Genomic DNA, 14,573 nt, shown 5'->3' with positions numbered 1-14,573 from the left:
GCAGCTGACGAATACTAATCGGTCGAGGGCTTATCCTAATGCAACACTTCGCTAAAGCAACTTGCTTCATTTCGCATCCGGTTTTCAGGCGTGTAAGCTTCGTTTCGCAAGAAACGAACACAAGCTGCGCTTGGCAGTATAAGCGCACCAAGCTTCGTTTCGCAAGAAACGAACACAAGCTGCGCTACATCGTTCCCTGATAGCTCAGTTGGTAGAGCACTCGGCTGTTAACCGAGTTGTCACAGGTTCGAGTCCTGTTCGGGGAGCCATTTGGAGAGGTGTCCGAGTCAGGTCGAAGGAGCACGATTGGAAATCGTGTAGGCGCCAAAAGCGTCTCGAGGGTTCGAATCCCTCTCTCTCCGCCATATCAAGGCCCGTTGGTCAAGGGGTTAAGACACCTCCCTTTCACGGAGGTAACAGGGGTTCGAATCCCCTACGGGTCACCACTTTTTTTAACGAAACATGGTAAAAAACACTTGATTTATTGGGTCGTAACAGGGTATAATATTACTCGTTGCTCAATAAAACTTGGACGCTTAGCTCAGCTGGGAGAGCATCTGCCTTACAAGCAGAGGGTCGGCGGTTCGATCCCGTCAGCGTCCACCATATCGTGCACATTGCACACATCGACGCGGGGTGGAGCAGTCCGGTAGCTCGTCGGGCTCATAACCCGAAGGTCGCAGGTTCAAATCCTGCCCCCGCAACCAATTTTCCATCGGAGTGATCCGATACCCTATGCATGGAGCTGTGGTGTAGAGGCCTAACATGCCTGCCTGTCACGCAGGAGACCGCGGGTTCGAATCCCGTCAGCTCCGCCATATGCAAGGCTCGGTAGCTCAGTCGGTAGAGCAGAGGACTGAAAATCCTCGTGTCGGCGGTTCGATTCCGTCCCGAGCCACCATTTTGTGAGCGGAATTGCATACGCCGTTGTAGCTCAATTGGTAGAGCAACTGACTTGTAATCAGTAGGTTGGGGGTTCAATTCCTCTCGACGGCACCACATGGAGGATTAGCGAAGTGGCCAAACGCAGCAGACTGTAAATCTGTTCTCTTACGAGTTCGGTGGTTCGAATCCATCATCCTCCACCAGTTTACCTTAGGGGCATAGTTTAAAGGTAGAACAGCGGTCTCCAAAACCGTTAGTGTGGGTTCAATTCCTGCTGCCCCTGCCAAACAACTTCATAGCTTTTATTATGGCGGTCGTGGCGAAGGGGTTAACGCACCGGATTGTGGCTCCGGCATTCGTGGGTTCAAGTCCCATCGATCGCCCCATAACTTTTAAAATGAAGATTGGTGCAGTATTGGGGATTAGCCAAGCGGTAAGGCAACGGACTTTGACTCCGTCATGCATAGGTTCGAATCCTATATCCCCAGCCATTTTGCGGAAGTGGCTCAGCGGTAGAGCATCGCCTTGCCAAGGCGAGGGTCGCGGGTTCGATTCCCGTCTTCCGCTCCATGATTTTGGCGCCATAGCCAAGTGGTAAGGCAGAGCTCTGCAAAAGCTCTACCCCCAGTTCGAGTCTGGGTGGCGCCTCCACAATTTTACACTGTGTGCCCTTAGCTCAGCTGGATAGAGCGTTTGACTACGAATCAAAAGGTCAGGAGTTCGAATCTCTTAGGGCACGCCATTTTTTTTGTTTGCAGCACTTCTTTCTTTGCCGGTGTGGCGGAATGGCAGACGCGTTCGACTCAAAATCGAATGGGGAGACCCGTGGAGGTTCGAGTCCTCTCACCGGTACCACTTATAAACCAAAGGTTTATCAGGTTTTTACAACTGATGAACCTTTTTTATTTGCTGATTTATGAGCGGACGAGGCCCTTTCGCTCACGACGGATCTTCGAACAATCGACCATATTCATGGTTTTTCTGCACATTTACTTCCATGTCCAGTAGGGTATAAGTTGTCCACGATTTATCGGGAATTCGCCGCTTCGGCTGACTTTTTCTCACAGCAGAAGAAGGGCATGTCTGTAAAAAAACGTGACTTGAATTCCTGACATACTAAAGAAACTTAATACCATAATTGGGGCATATTCGATGGGCGTACCATACTTAATATCCGTTTCCCAGAGCTGATTGGAGCCCGTGAGAAGCCGATTATTGGCCAACCGTTTCGGATGCTTGGCTTTCAGCTGTCGCTGAGGACGCAGGACGTTCATAGCTTTGCACAGCCGATAACCTTTCTTCTTGTGATCCACTCGCTCACTTGTTCATCGCTAATCCGCTTGCCGTCTTTAGCGATTCTCGCTCCAGCGCCTGCTCGGCGTACATCTAGCTCATGCTGTCTTGCTACGGCCGTCATGTTCCCGACCTCTTTGCCCTTGGCTACGACCATTTTTGAAATTCAGATCGTACCGTTTTCTCTTCATTTGCGTTCCCCTCCGACTGATTTCAATGTATCGGAATAAGGGGTGTGTTGTTCAAGTTCATTTGGGGGCTAAATAGAATCGACCTGGAAGCGCGGGGAGTAGAACTGACATTTTCACGCCTGGCAATTCAAGGCCGGATGACCTGAATTGCCAGGCGCCTCTTTGGGTCATGTTTTAAAATAATTTTTTCAGGGAGCCCAACACGTCGCCGGCTTTATCTACAGTTAGCTTGGCTTTTACCCCGTCGATGATTGCATTGATCTGATCATTAGGCAGATCAATCCCAATGACGGATTCCACGGCAGACACGGGGTCGGCGGTGAATTTTGAAGCAAAGTTTTTGTCGCTTTTCACTTTTTCGATAATCTCTTCGATTTTACTTTTCAAGTCCATTTTATAGCCTCCTTGTTTGATCTGCGTCTCGAATTTACAGTTCATTATATCAAGCGAATTGTTATTGAACAATGGCAAACAACTCGATTCGCTCAGCGGGCTCAGGTTGCGCGCCCTATCGTTTCTATGCCGCTTGGTTTGCGGCTTCCCCGGGGTGTACGGGCTAGCGATTGGTTGGTACACTGGAGGGAGAGAAGGGGAGGGCAAGGCGATGAAACTGCAGCAGCTTGAATATGTCATTGAGGTGGCGGCGCGCGGCTCCATGAACGAGGCGGCCAAGCGCCTCTATATTTCTCAACCGAGCTTGTCCAATGCGATCAAGGAGCTGGAGGCGGAAGTGGGCCTGGTCATTTTTGAGCGTACGAACAAGGGGATTTCGCTCTCGAAGGAAGGAGCGGAATTCCTGGGCTATGCCCGCCAGGTGATGGAGCAGGTCGAACTGCTAGAGAATCGATATTTGCATGCCAAGCCGTCGCCGCAGCATTTTTCGGTTTCCACCCAGCACTATGCCTTTGCCGTCAATGCGTTTGTGGCATTGGTGCGCCAGTACGGACAGGACGAGTATGAATTTGCCCTCCGCGAGACCAAGACGTACGAGATCATTCAGGACGTACAGTCGCGGCGCAGCGAGATCGGCATCTTGTATCTGAATGCATTCAACGCGAAGGTCATTAATCGGCTGCTGGATCAGGCCAAGCTCAAGTTTACGAGCCTGTACACGGCACAGGCGCATATTTTTATCAGCGCGAAAAATCCGCTGGCGCAGTATGACGAGGTGACGCTGGAGCAACTGCAGGCGTTTCCGTACCTGTATTTCGAACAAGGGGAATACAATTCGTTTCATTTTTCCGAAGAGATCCTGAGCACGCTGTCCCATAGCAAAAGCATCTGTGTCAACGACCGGGCGACCCTGTTCAATCTGCTAATCGGGCTGAACGGCTATACGATCTCCACCGGCGTGCTGAGCGCCGATCTGAACGGCAACGAAATCATTCCCGTCCCGCTGGCGAGCGACGAGACGATCGAGGTCGGCTGGATCGCCCACCGCAACAGTGCACTGACACCGCTCGCGGCGGCGTACATCGAAGCGTTGCACGAGAGTCTGGGCTAGTCACGCTGAGCCCGGAGGCTGGCGTTATATGGGTAAGGTTCTTGTTATATCGATTCCTGATAATGGGCCATAGCAAATGGGTGTTACGTCCACCGCGGCGTGCTGTGCTATCTTCTACTTAGCGAACCACAAGGGAAGAGAAGGAGCGTGCACACATGAAAAGCGGCAATCTGGGCTATCCCCGCATCGGCGGGAATCGGGAATGGAAGAAGGCACTGGAGGCGTATTGGGCCGGCAAACTGGATGAGGCGGCGCTGCATGCGGAGCTGAAGGCGATCCGGCTCGGCAATCTGCAGCGCCAACGGGAGAAAGGGATCGACGTCATCCCGGTCGGAGACTTCACGTACTATGATCACGTGCTGGATACGACGGCGATGCTCGGCCTCATCCCGGACAGATTCGGCCATACGGGCGGCGAACCGGGACTGGACGTGTACTATGCAGTGGCCCGGGGCAGCAAGGAGGCGGCTGCCAGCGAGATGACGAAGTGGTTCAATACGAACTACCACTACATCGTGCCGGAGCTGAATGAGGCCGCGGAGCCGCGGCTGACGCGCAATCGTCCGCTCGAGGCCTACCGCGAGGCGAAGGATGAGCTGGGCATCGAGGGGCGGCCGGTCCTGGTCGGGCTGTTCACGTATCTGAAGCTGGCCAAGGGCTATGCGCCCGATCAACTGACAGGCTGGATCGATCGGCTACTGCCGCTGTACGCCCAGGTGCTGCGCGAACTGCAGGCGGAGGGCGTGAGGTGGGTGCAACTGGACGAGCCGATCCTGACGACGACGCTGTCCGAGGAGGAGCTGGCGCAGGTCCATCGCATCTATGCGTATCTGACCCTGGAGGCGCCCGGCATTCAACTGCTCGTGCAGACTTACTTCGAAGCGGTGGACGCGTACGAGGCGGTTGTCGGTCTGCCGGTGCACGGCATCGGCCTGGACTTCGTGCATGATGGCGGCGCGAATCGCGCTGCGCTGCGCAAGCACGGCTTCCCGGCGGACAAGGTGCTCGGCGCAGGCGTCATCGACGGTCGCGGCATCTGGCGCGCCGATCTGGCGCGACAATCGGCGCTGCTGACGGAGCTCGGCGAGCAGGTCGCGCCGGAGCGCATCCTCGTGCAGCCGTCCAATAGCCTGCTGCACGTGCCGGTGCGCGCGGCCGGCGAGCAGCGGCTGGACGCTACGCTGCGCGAGGCGCTGGCCTTTGCCGAAGAGAAGCTGGAGGAGCTCGCGCTGCTGGCACGGATCGGCCGCGAGGGCGCGGCGGCGGTCGCGGGCGAGCTGGCGGCGGCAGAGCGGGCCAGGGAGGCGCTGCAGCAATCGCCGTCCCGTCGCCGCGAGCCGGTGCAGCGCATGACCGCCGAGCTGGTCGCGCAGCCGGCCTCCCGGGCCGGGGATGTGCAGACGCGGCGGGCGGCGCAGGAGGCGCGCTGGCAGCTGCCGCTGCTGCCGACGACGACGATCGGCAGCTTCCCGCAGACGCCGGAGGTGCGCAGCGCCCGTCTGAAGTGGCGCAAGGGCGAGTGGGACGACGCGCGGTACGAAGCGTTCGTACAAGAGCAGATTCGCGAATGGATCGACATCCAGGCCGAGCTGGGGCTGGACGTGTACGTGCATGGCGAGTTCGAACGCACCGACATGGTTGAGTTTTTCGGAGAGAAGCTGGGCGGATTCGCATTCACGGCGGGCGGCTGGGTGCAGTCGTACGGCTCGCGCTGCGTCAAGCCGCCGATCATCTACGGCGACGTCGAGTTCCTCGCGCCGATGACGGTAGCGGAGACGGTCTATGCGCAGTCGCTCACGGACGCGCCGGTCAAAGGCATGCTGACGGGGCCGGTGACGATCCTGAACTGGTCGTTCGTCCGGGACGATCTGACGCGCGAGCAAGTCGCCTATCAGATCGCGCTGGCGCTGCGGCAGGAGGTGGAGGCGCTGGAGGCCGCCGGCATCGGCATGATCCAGGTCGACGAGCCCGCGCTGCGTGAAGGGCTGCCGCTCAAGCGGGACAAGTGGGCGGCCTACCTGGAGTGGGCGGTCAAGGCCTTCCGCCTGTCCACCTGCACGGTGCGCAACGAAACGCAGATCCATACGCATATGTGCTACAGCGAGTTCCAGGACATCATTGACGCCATCAGCGCACTGGATGCCGATGTGATCTCGATCGAGACATCGCGCAGCCACGGCGAGCTGATCAGCAGCTTCGAGGACGGGACATATGACAAGGGCATCGGACTCGGCGTCTATGACATCCACAGCCCGCGGGTGCCGGCGGTCAGCGAGATGACGGGGATGATCGAGCGTGCATTGCGCGTGCTGGCGCCCGAACAATTCTGGATCAATCCCGATTGCGGGCTCAAGACGCGCAAGCGCGAGGAGACGGTCGAGGCGCTGCGCAACATGGTGACGGCGACGCGGCAACTGCGCGAGCGGTATGCGGCGAAGACGCCGAGCCGGTAAGCTATGGAGCACGCTGCAATGAAGCAATGAAGCATGACAGCGCGGGCAAAGGCGTTCTTCAACCGTGCAGCCTGGCTTCGCAGAGGGGCAGCGCCACGCTGAAAAAGCGAGGCGCTGCCCCTTGTTGGGGCTGATCGCAGAGCGTTAGCGCTCTTCCGACGGCCAAGCATCCAGCACATCCAGCTGCCAGGCGAGTGAAGTCGCGTCGACACTGTGCCAGTCCGGATCAAGCACGCGGCACCTCCCCTGCGACAGCGCCGGGATGATGTGCTGGTAGCGCCGTTGCAAGCGACGGAAGGTCGCCCGCGCGCAGTCGTCCTGAATAATGGCGAAGATGCGGTCGGCTGTGAATGCGGGGAAGCTGTCGGAATCGACCGTAGTCGAGGCCGTTGCGTGCCCGGACGGCTTCCATTGGTGGACCCAGGTCGGCTCGGCATAACCCAGGACCTTATAAAAAGTTGGAAATAGAGCAGGGAAATAGACACGGATCTGGTCCATCCACAGGTAATAGACGGCGGCGGATTGTGCGTGTGCTTCGAGCAGAAGTGCGGTGTGTTTTTGGACGGCTTGCTCCCGTTTGGCGGCATAGCGAAGCCGCCACTGCTCGAGCTGCAGCTCTCTGCCAAGAAGCTGCGCAAGCAGATCCAGATGGTACAGCGGACTGGCGCCGCTCCACTTCATATCAAGAGTGGGCGCAATAGTCGAGAGCAGCTCGCGCAACCGAGGATTCAGATAATCGCCCGCAACGATCAGATCCGGATATCGCGTCGCAATTCGTTCGAACAATGCAGCAGGAGCGAGACGGTCCAGCATGGGAATGTTGTGTGTGGTGCAGTATCGCGCCAGTCTCGACAAGCCGTTGGTCATCATGGCGACCGGCTCGATGCCAAGCGCCAGCAGGTCGCCGGCGCATTGAAGCGCTACAATACGGGGCGACCTGCTCCAGCGCTTCCAATAGCGCGCGGGCGAAATGCCGAGCCTGTCCTTGAAGCGCCGGCTATAGGAATCTGTATCCCCATATCCGGCCTGCTGCGCTGCCCCGGCCAATTGTCCGCCAGAGCGCACAAGTTCCCGGATCGAGCGCCTGATCCGAAGACCGGTCCAGTAAGCAAGCGGCGACTCGCCAGCCAGTGCGGTGAAGATCCGCGTGTAGTGTCGCGCGCTGATGCTGCAGGCGTCTGCGAGTGCTTGTACCGAGAGGTGTTCGCGCCGATCGGAACCATGGATCGTATCGAGCGTCTGTTCGACCAGCTTGCGAATGGTGCGCGGCCGATGCGGCGAAGGAGTGTTGTGCCGCAATATGGCAAGCAACAGCTGTTCGAACCGGACATGCCGCTCCAATCGCAATACCGGACAGGTGCTGTTCGTATCGCGATGAAGCGCCAGCAGCTCCGAGATTGGTTCGATTACGGGCGGAGACTCATTGCAGCCCTCGCATTGGGCGGCTAGCGATTCGGATTCGGCCATGCCGAGCGCATCGAAGCCAATGATGCCCACGCGCAGCACCTGTCCCTCCTTAACCTCGAGCTTGAGCAGGGCGGACGGCGGAATGAGGAAGACGCCGCTTCCGCCGCAGCCGCCGATGCGGTATGTTCGCGCATTCCACTGCAATTGTCCGCATCCGGCCTCCCATACCACCAAGCGATAACACGTGATCGGCCCGATGACGTCTGAGCGCTTGCCGAGCATGACCCTATGCGATGTGCGCCTTAGTCGGTAGATCGGGTAATCAGCAGGCTCGTCGCGTCGATGTTCGTCTTGCATCCTTCTTCCCCTCCGTTACGGCTTCAATACCTTGACGATATCGCGCAGCTGCCATTCCATCAGGACCGGCTCGAAGCTGTACCAGTTCGGATCGAGCGCATAGACACGGTCTTCTTTAAAGGCAGGCAACGTCTGCAGCACGCTGTGCTTCAATTCCTCGATCAGTTCTTCACCGAGCGCGCCCTCGGCGATGATGAACATGCGATCTGCGGCGTATTCACCGATGATTTCCCGGGAGATCGTCTCCGCTGCGAACTCGGGATTCGCCTCCATGCGCGCCTTCATTTTTTCGGACGGTTCAAAGCCGATATCGGCATACAAAGTGGAGATGACCTGTGGTGCCAGGAGGTTGACGGATGTGCCCCATGCGTAGAATATCGAAGCCGTTTCGCCGGGAGCGATCGTGTCGGCCAAGGAATCTCGTGTGTCCTGCACGAGTTGTTGGTAAGAGGCGAGCCAGGCGTCCGCCTGCTTGTGCCGATCCAATAGTTCGGCCACAGCTTCGAGACGATTCAGATTGTCGGTTTCCACCCATTTCAGCAGTACGACCGGGGCAATTTTGGAATAAGATTCCACTTGCTCGGGTGTGAGATAGTCCGCCGCGATGATCAGTTCGGGCTCGAGTGCCAGCATTTTTTCCAGATCGGCCGGATAGCCGATATTCTCGACTCCGTCCATCAACTCCAGGAACGGCGACTTAAAAAAGCGCGGCGCTGTGGCGATCGGCTTGACGCCGAGCACGTGCAGGTAACCGGTATATTCCAGTGCGATAATGCGTTGCGGATCTACGGGCACCTCGACTTCCCTGCCCGTGGAATCGGTAAATATTCGCAATTGGGACACCGGCTCGTCGTTGTTGCCTGCCCGGGTTGCGGGTTCGACCGGCGCTGTATCAATCGTAGAGCGGGAGAGTCCGTCGGAGTCGACATGACTGCACCCGGCGGCAATCAACAGCAGGGCCAGCAGCACAAAGGTAAGCCGAAGCCTGTGATATAAAGCGTGAATCATAGGTTTCCTCCATTGAATAAGAATGATTATCACTATCATAGTAGTTTCTATTTGACTTGGCAACAACGGATGATTCGGACCATTTTATTGCGTTTCTTCGAATAGGAGTCCGAAACGGACGGATTAGACGAGAGATATGGCCGTTTGCGCTGCGGCATGCTATCGTAAAGGTAGATTCGCAATCGGAGGAGTGGAAGCTGTCATGAAAGCAGGGAGGCGAGCGGAAGCTGGCGCGCGCCATACGTATTTGCTGCTGGAGCTTCGGAATATAGGCCCAGTAGCGGAGAGCATGCGGCGTGATGCGCATTATACGTTATTCTACGTACGGGAAGGAAGCGGTTCGGCCGATATAGATGGCGCCCGGCATACCGTGCAAGCGGGAGACGGCATCCTGCTTGCACCCGGGACGGATTATCGGTTGCGAACCCGGCGCGGCGACGGTCTGCATGGCTTCGAAGCGGCGTTCCGCGTCATTTGGCCGGTGGAGGCTGTTAGGCCTGGCCGAGCTGCCGGATGCGAGCTGCTTGCAAGCGGCGGCGTGATCTTTCGCTGTGAGGCGTCATCGGCAGTAGATGAACTGGTGGATGCGCTACTCCTGCTGGAGCAGGAATCGGAAGCATGCCTGCAACTGCGGCAGCAAAGACTCTTCCTCGAGCTGCTGGAACAGATCTGGCCCAGCGTGCAGCGGCAAGGAGCGGAGGATGCGGATGCTCGCGAGGTAGCGGCAAGCGCGATCGAGCGGACAATCGCAGCGATGGAGCAGGACTATGGTCGGCCGATGACACGGGAGCAATTGGCTGCAATCGCCGGGATGAGCCCCGGCTACTACTCTTCGCTCTTTCGCAAGCGAACAGGCAAGAGCCCAATGGACAGGCTCGCCGATATTCGCATCGCGCATGCCAAGCGGCTGCTGATCGAGACGGACCGCCCGCTTCGTCTGATTGCGCAGTCGGTTGGGTATAACAGCGAGTTTTATTTCAGCAGTCGTTTCAAGCAGGTGACCGGGCTCTCGCCCTCGGCCTATGCGCAGCGCAGCCGGAGTCGTCAGCTGGCGAGTTCGGCTGCGCTGACGAGTATTTTGCGCCGCGGACTGCGCCCGCATGGCGAGACTTGCACGGCGCAGCCGAAGCCGCTGCGTATCGCCGGCCTGTTTTTGGAAGATTATTTGACTGTGCTCGGCATCAAGCCGGTGGTTCAGTATGCCCTGGGCGGTTATGAACAGACGTATCTGGCGCCTTATCTGACAGATGTGGTTAAGCTCGATGTGAGACAAATCGATTATCAATTGCTACGGAGCGCCAGTCCGGATATGATCGTGCTCGGCTTTCCCTCCTTCGCAAGTGGCGGACAGTATGAACGTTTTGCGGCTATCGCACCAACTGTCGTGTTCCAACGCGCCGATGGCGACTGGCGTTCTACGTTGTATAATCTGGGCGAACTGATCGGCCGAGAGACACAGGCGCAGCGGGCGATCGACCACTACGAGCGTAAGGTCAAGCAGGCTCGTGCCGCGCTTGCCCGTAAGGTCGGCATGGAGACAGTGGCGCTGGTACGTTTTCATTTTAGGGACGGGCTATGCTTGTATAGCGGGCACGACAATTATATATCGCCTGTACTCTATGACGACCTCGGTTTGGCGAAGCCCCGCTTGCTGCACGAGTGGGAGCGGGCAGGTCGAGAGCCGGTTGTGCCGATTGCTCCGGAGTTGCTGGCAGAGCTGGATGCGGATCATCTCTTTCTTGTTGTCGATGCATCGCAGCAGGCGCTTGCGCAGCGTACGATGAGCAGCGACCTATGGAATAGACTGCCTGCCGTGCGCGCGCAGCGCGTATACAGGGGGACGACCGACGTATGGATGACCTTCGGTTTGATTGCGCATGAATGCAAGATTGAGCACGTGCTGCAGGCGCTGTTGTGACAATTCTATAAATGAATTCGGACATTTCCGTATGGAAGCCCTCGGCATGCTTGTGTTAGAATCCTTAATGAAAATGATAATCTTTATCAAATGAGGAGATGCACGTATGCAAATGACATCATGGGTCGCGCGTCGAGGGTTTGTTCTGAGCTTGATCGTGGTGATGACGCTCTTGGTGGCCGCCTGCGGTTCGGACACTCGAGAAAAGGGGAGCGAGACGACGTCGCAGAACGGAGAGGCGACTGCCGGGGCCAACGAATCGGGTGCCGAACAGGAGACGGCGGAGCAGAAGGAAGGGGAGCAAGCGGTCAACTGGCCGCGCACGTTCGAGCATGACTTTGGCACAACGACGCTTGAGCAGGAGCCGCAGCGGGTCATTGCGCTTTATATGGAGGATTATTTGGTCGCCTTGGGGATCAAGCCGATCACACAGACCGTCATCGGTTCTTTCTTTCTAAACTATCTGCAGCCTGAGATTGGCGATCTGCCGAAGCTCGATTCGAGCGCGGTTGATTTCGAAGTGGCATTGGAGGCTCAGCCGGATCTCATCCTGCTCGCATTCCCGAATTACGCAATGGACGGCAAGTACGAGAGCTTCGCCAAGATCGCGCCGACCTATGTATTCGGCGAGGAGGCGCCCAATCAATGGCGGGATGCGCTGCGAACGGTCGGCGATCTGCTCGGCAAGGAAGCGGAGGCCGAGCGGGTGCTCGCCGACTACGATGCCAAGGTAGAAGCGGCCAAGGCGCAACTGGCAACGGTGCTTGGCGATGAGACGGTTGCGCTGGTGCGTGTGCGCAGCGACAAGGAAATTCGGCTCTATGGCGGTCCGGGCGGCTATGTCGGCAATGTGTTGTATACCGATCTGGGGCTGAACCCACCGGCTATTGTGAAAGAACTGGCCTGGGGCGAAGCGAGTATGGCCGTCATCTCGCAAGAGGTCATTCCGCAGATCGATGCCGATCATCTGTTCATCACCTATGATGAAGGCGGTAAGGAGTTGGCGGAAGAGGTGATGTCAGGTGGCTTGTGGAAGAGTCTTCCGGCGGTGCAGAACGGCCAGGTGCATGCCGTTAGCCTGGATCATTGGATGACCTTTGGACCTGTCGCGTACATCAAAAAAGTGGACGATGTGCTGGCGGCTCTGTCCCCGGAGTAAAGGAGGCGGAGAATATGAGCTGGGACGCAATTAAAAAGACGATTCGCGAGCGACGTACGGTCAATCGCTTCACCGGCGAGCCGGTGCCGCTGTCGCTCATTGAGGAACTATTGGATGCGGCAGTCTGGGCGCCGTTTCACTCCCGCAAGGAGCCTTGGCGATTTTTGCTGTTCCTCGATGACGGTCGGCGACGCTTCTCTGATGCCGTGCTGGCCACCTACCCGGCGGACAAGCGGAAGCAGCTCGGCGAGCAGGTTGCCAAGGCTTACTGTCAAGAGGTACCGGCACATCTGGTCGTGCTGATGGAGGAGGAGCCGCGCTGGAAGGAATGGGAGGAGGCGCTGTCGGCGACAAGCGCGCTCATTCAGAATTTGCAGTTGCTGGCCTGGGAACGCGGAATCGGCATCGTCTGGAAAACCAATTCGTACAATGGGGACCCGCAGTTCCGGGCAGGGGTGGGCGTGCAGCCTGGGCAGAAGGTTGTCGGCACTTTGCACATGGGTTATTTCGATCCGGCGACCGTGCGCCGGGCTAAGCCGCGAACGCCGGTCGGCGAATTGTTGACGCTGGTCGACGGGTAGCACGGCCGGCGCCGTATGCGACGTGTGTTGCGAAATACGTGCGCCAAGGCCACTTGCCTGTTGACGCGCCTTCCTGTAAGCTTGTGCTATCGACATAACGCTTGCGACAGGCGGGGAACGGCGGGATGGATAATCAAATGAACAACGAGATGAACAACAACGTAACCAGCGAGCTACAGGGTCAGGTCCAGTCAGTCGGGCAGGCTGTCGCGACGGAAGCGGACTGGCTGCCCCGGCTTGTGGCAATTTCGCGCGTGGCGGCGATTGTCCCGGACGGGGGCTGGATTGAAGCATTACGGCATTTCAGGCTGCTGCTGCTTGAACAGGGCAGCGGCTCCTTTGTCCTGAACGGAGCGCATGTCGAGCTGAGCTCGCCGGCGCTCTATTTGCTCTTGCCAGGAGCCAAGCTGGAACAAGGCAGCGGCGGGGAAGGGAGCTGGTATCAGCTTGACTTCGAGTTGTATCTGATGCCCGGGTGCTCAGGCGAGACGGAGGATGAACTGATCTGCCGCAGGGCGACACAATTTCCGTGCAGCGGACGGCTCGACGTTCATTTCGGAGCTGTCCTGAGTATAATGGAAGGGCTGCATCGTCTGGACGTGGATGGGCGACAAGCTGCCGCTCGCTTCGATACGAAGCAGCGCTTGCTGCGCCTGCTGGAGCTACTGTTGGCTCGTCGTGGAGTATCTCCCGCGCAGTCCGAGGAGCTTGCGCTGCAGCGTGTCGCCACGCAGATTGCGGAGCACTACGGAGAAGAGCTGCGTTCGGAGCAGCTTGCCGAATCAGCCGGGCTGCGTCCGGCCGTATTTGCGAAGCGTTTTAAGGCGCATTTTGGCAAGACGCCATCGGAGTTCATCGCCAGCCTGCGTATGAATAGGGCCAAGGAGTTACTCTTGCAAGGCAAGTGTCGCAATCTGCGAGAGGTGGCCCAGCGCAGCGGATTTCGCGACGAATTTTATTTCAGTCGCCGCTTCAAGCAGCAGCATCGTTACTCCCCTTCGCAGTACCGGCTCGAGGCGACGGACGAGCTCTCGATCATCTCGCTCTCTTTTCCCTACACCGAGCACCTGCTGCAGCTTGGAATCGTACCGCGTGCCGCGCAAGTCACGGCGGAGTTGCCGGTCGAGCTGCCGCCGCTGCCGCTGCCCTACCATGCGTCGGAGCCATGGGAGCTGGGACGCGCCGCATTCCTGGACTGCCGACCCGATCTGATTGTCTGCAAGAACAACGTCGAAGCGCATGCGCGCGCGCATATCGGAGACCTGGCGCCGGTCGTGGCATTCCCTTGGAGCAAGCAGGACGTGTACGAGCTGCACGGGCAACTCGGCCGATTGCTTGGCAGGAGCGAGCGGGCAGCTGAGTGGGTTGCGCATTTTCGCCGGCAAGGCGAGCAGGCGCGAAACGCGCTGCCAGCGCATGTGCAGGGAGCGACGCTGGCGATTGTAGTGCGGCATACCCGCGGCTGGAGACTGTACGGGATGCGCAATATCGGGCATGTGTTTTACCGTATGCTCGGCTTGCGACCGCCGCGCCAACTGGAGGCCCCGCTGCGCGAGCATGCCGAAGGCAGCGGCTTCACCTGGATCGAGCATCCGGCGGAACGGCTGCTGGAGATCGAGGCCGATTATATACTGCTGGTCGGCGCAGCCGGCGCAGCACAGCGCGAGATCCGGCAGCGCTTGACACAGCCGCAGTGGCGGGGGCATCCGGCTATCGCGACCGGTCGGTTCGCGATTGCCGATTGGGAGCGCTGGATGGTGTACGCGCCTTTATCGTTGCAGTGGCAACTGCGGGAGGCGGTGCGCTTGCTTGTGTAA

9 protein-coding genes and 16 tRNA genes are annotated in these 14,573 nt (G+C 58.3%); 22 read left to right on the top strand and 3 right to left on the bottom strand.

The features are described from left to right. Window positions 1–193 precede the first annotated feature (193 nt). The 16 genes from IDH44_RS24230 (at window position 194) to IDH44_RS24155 (ending at window position 1,740) form a co-directional block, all read left to right on the top strand. Window positions 194–269 (top strand) — tRNA-Asn (locus IDH44_RS24230). A gap of 3 nt (window positions 270–272) precedes the next feature. After that, window positions 273–365, top strand: a tRNA-Ser gene (locus tag IDH44_RS24225). Window positions 366–371: 6 nt separating this feature from the next. Beyond that, window positions 372–446, top strand: a tRNA-Glu gene (locus tag IDH44_RS24220). Window positions 447–530: 84 nt separating this feature from the next. Next, window positions 531–606, top strand: a tRNA-Val gene (locus IDH44_RS24215). A gap of 24 nt (window positions 607–630) precedes the next feature. Beyond that, window positions 631–707 (top strand) — tRNA-Met (locus IDH44_RS24210). Between the two features lie 34 nt (window positions 708–741). Then, window positions 742–818 (top strand) — tRNA-Asp (locus IDH44_RS24205). A 7-nt stretch (window positions 819–825) separates the two neighbouring features. Further along, a tRNA-Phe gene (locus IDH44_RS24200) sits at window positions 826–901 on the top strand. A 22-nt stretch (window positions 902–923) separates the two neighbouring features. After that, window positions 924–999, top strand: a tRNA-Thr gene (locus IDH44_RS24195). A 3-nt stretch (window positions 1,000–1,002) separates the two neighbouring features. Beyond that, a tRNA-Tyr gene (locus IDH44_RS24190) sits at window positions 1,003–1,088 on the top strand. A 9-nt stretch (window positions 1,089–1,097) separates the two neighbouring features. Further along, a tRNA-Trp gene (locus IDH44_RS24185) sits at window positions 1,098–1,171 on the top strand. Between the two features lie 24 nt (window positions 1,172–1,195). Beyond that, window positions 1,196–1,271: transfer RNA gene (locus IDH44_RS24180), tRNA-His, on the top strand. A 30-nt stretch (window positions 1,272–1,301) separates the two neighbouring features. Then, window positions 1,302–1,376, top strand: a tRNA-Gln gene (locus IDH44_RS24175). A gap of 4 nt (window positions 1,377–1,380) precedes the next feature. Further along, window positions 1,381–1,455: transfer RNA gene (locus tag IDH44_RS24170), tRNA-Gly, on the top strand. A 7-nt stretch (window positions 1,456–1,462) separates the two neighbouring features. Then, window positions 1,463–1,536, top strand: a tRNA-Cys gene (locus tag IDH44_RS24165). A gap of 14 nt (window positions 1,537–1,550) precedes the next feature. Then, a tRNA-Arg gene (locus IDH44_RS24160) sits at window positions 1,551–1,627 on the top strand. Between the two features lie 29 nt (window positions 1,628–1,656). Beyond that, window positions 1,657–1,740 (top strand) — tRNA-Leu (locus IDH44_RS24155). An 803-nt stretch (window positions 1,741–2,543) separates the two neighbouring features. Here IDH44_RS24155 and IDH44_RS24150 read toward each other — a convergent pair. Then, entirely contained in the window at window positions 2,544–2,762 is a 219-nt protein-coding gene (locus IDH44_RS24150; RefSeq protein ID WP_190921394.1) for a hypothetical protein, read from the bottom strand. A 211-nt stretch (window positions 2,763–2,973) separates the two neighbouring features. Here IDH44_RS24150 and IDH44_RS24145 point away from each other — a divergent pair, with 211 nt between their 5' ends. After that, the gene (locus tag IDH44_RS24145; RefSeq protein WP_190921393.1) at window positions 2,974–3,873 is read left to right on the top strand and encodes a LysR family transcriptional regulator; all 900 of its coding nucleotides are present in this window, start codon (window positions 2,974–2,976) and stop codon (window positions 3,871–3,873) included. Window positions 3,874–4,028: 155 nt separating this feature from the next. Next, a complete protein-coding gene (gene metE, locus IDH44_RS24140) occupies window positions 4,029–6,326 on the top strand; it encodes a 5-methyltetrahydropteroyltriglutamate--homocysteine S-methyltransferase (protein WP_190921392.1) in 2,298 nt (765 codons plus the stop codon). Window positions 6,327–6,470: 144 nt separating this feature from the next. On the opposite strand, the gene IDH44_RS24135 is transcribed toward metE, so the two are convergent. Together IDH44_RS24135 and IDH44_RS24130 are read right to left on the bottom strand one after the other, a co-directional pair. Then, window positions 6,471–8,090, bottom strand: a complete 1,620-nt coding sequence (locus tag IDH44_RS24135; RefSeq protein ID WP_190921391.1) for a helix-turn-helix domain-containing protein — start codon at window positions 8,088–8,090, stop codon at window positions 6,471–6,473. A 15-nt stretch (window positions 8,091–8,105) separates the two neighbouring features. Beyond that, window positions 8,106–9,098 (bottom strand): ABC transporter substrate-binding protein, encoded by a 993-nt coding sequence (locus IDH44_RS24130; protein ID WP_190921390.1) that lies wholly within the window; start codon window positions 9,096–9,098, stop codon window positions 8,106–8,108. Between the two features lie 202 nt (window positions 9,099–9,300). On the opposite strand from IDH44_RS24130, the gene IDH44_RS24125 reads away from it, so the two are divergent. The 4 genes from IDH44_RS24125 (at window position 9,301) to IDH44_RS24110 (ending at window position 14,573) form a co-directional block, all read left to right on the top strand. Next, window positions 9,301–11,016, top strand: coding sequence for a helix-turn-helix domain-containing protein (locus IDH44_RS24125; protein ID WP_190921389.1), 1,716 nt, complete (start codon window positions 9,301–9,303; stop codon window positions 11,014–11,016). Between the two features lie 106 nt (window positions 11,017–11,122). Beyond that, complete coding sequence (locus tag IDH44_RS24120; protein ID WP_190921388.1) at window positions 11,123–12,175, top strand: ABC transporter substrate-binding protein; 1,053 nt, start codon at window positions 11,123–11,125, stop codon at window positions 12,173–12,175. 14 nt (window positions 12,176–12,189) lie between these two features. After that, window positions 12,190–12,756: a nitroreductase family protein gene (locus IDH44_RS24115; protein WP_190921387.1), complete on the top strand. Its 567-nt coding sequence runs from the start codon at window positions 12,190–12,192 to the stop codon at window positions 12,754–12,756. A gap of 125 nt (window positions 12,757–12,881) precedes the next feature. After that, window positions 12,882–14,573, top strand: coding sequence for a helix-turn-helix domain-containing protein (locus tag IDH44_RS24110; protein WP_190921386.1), 1,692 nt, complete (start codon window positions 12,882–12,884; stop codon window positions 14,571–14,573).

The organism is Paenibacillus sabuli, assembly GCF_014705605.1.
GTDB lineage: Bacteria > Bacillota > Bacilli > Paenibacillales > Paenibacillaceae > Paenibacillus_D > Paenibacillus_D sabuli.
This window is presented reverse-complemented; position numbering and strand designations above follow the sequence as displayed.